We start from the raw sequence: 1291 nt of genomic DNA on the forward strand, positions 1-1291 counted from the left end.
AGCCCCGAACGGCGCGTTGAAGGAGAACAGCCGCGGCTCGATCTCCGGGATGGTGAAGCCCGACACCGGGCAGGCGAACTTCTCGGAGAAGGTGAACCGTTCCGGCTCGCCGTCCTTGGGCGCCGTTTCCAGGATGGCAATGCCGTCGGCCAGATCCAGCGCGGTGCGGAAGCTGTCGGCCAGCCGCATCTCCAACCCCTCGCGGACGACGATGCGGTCCACGACAACGTCGATGTCGTGTCGGAACTTCTTGTCCAGCGTCGGCGGCGTGTCGAGGTCGTGGAATTCACCATCCACCTTCACGCGCTGGAAGCCCTGCTTGCGAAGCTCCAGCATCTCCTTGCGGTACTCGCCCTTCCGATCGCGCACGATGGGCGCCAGCAGATAGCCCCGCGTGCCTTCGGGCATGGCCATGACACGGTCCACCATGTCCTGGACCTGCTGGGCGGTGATGGGCTGGCCCGTGGCGGGGGAATAGGGCGTACCGGCACGGGCGAACAGCAGGCGGAGGTAGTCGTAGATCTCGGTGACCGTGCCGACCGTGGACCGGGGGTTCTTCGATGTCGTCTTCTGCTCGATGCTGATCGCGGGCGAGAGGCCCGCGATGTGATCCACGTCCGGCTTCTGCATCATGTCGAGGAACTGACGCGCGTAGGCCGACAGCGATTCGACGTAGCGCCGCTGCCCTTCCGCATAGATCGTATCGAAGGCGAGGCTGGACTTGCCCGACCCCGACAGGCCCGTGACCACCACGAGTCGGTCCCGCGGGATGTCGACGTCCACGCCCTTCAGGTTGTGCTCGCGAGCGCCGCGGACTTCGATGAACTTCTGGTCTGGCATCGCGCGCGCTCCCCCGGAGGATTGAAGGCCATCATCTAAGGCGGCGGGCGATCGGCACCAGACCGGATGCCCGCGAACAATGGCGGAACATCCATACGGATTGTCGCCACGGCAGACAAGCGGGGGAACGGGTACGCGGCGGAGGTTTGCTGCGTTGCGGCGAAATGTTTCTCGAGCCCGGGCGAACGGGAGGGCTGCCGTGCCCCGAGTCTGACGCGGAGCGGGGTGCGGTGCAACCGGGCTGGTTTTCTCGACCGCGATGGCGGATCAGTGAGGCGTGACAGGGGTCGGCGAGCGGCGCGGGTCCGTGCGATGGTCGTGTGTCCGACGCGTGCTGGGCGTGCGACGGGAAATCGGGGGACCTGCGGCGATGTCTGCCCCGCGTCTGCTTCGCGTCTGCTCCGCGTCGGACGGATCAGGCGGCGGTCCGCGCCGCGCGCGCGTAGAGGCT

General features: G+C 67.1%; 1 pseudogene. It reads right to left on the reverse strand.

The annotated features are described in order from the left end of the window. Positions 1-840 (reverse strand): annotated as a pseudogene (locus P0084_RS18465) (excinuclease ABC subunit UvrA); the annotation flags it as partial. Positions 841-1291 lie beyond the last annotated feature (451 nt).

Source organism: Jannaschia maritima (assembly GCF_030973515.1).
Taxonomy (GTDB): Bacteria; Pseudomonadota; Alphaproteobacteria; order Rhodobacterales; family Rhodobacteraceae; genus Jannaschia; species Jannaschia maritima.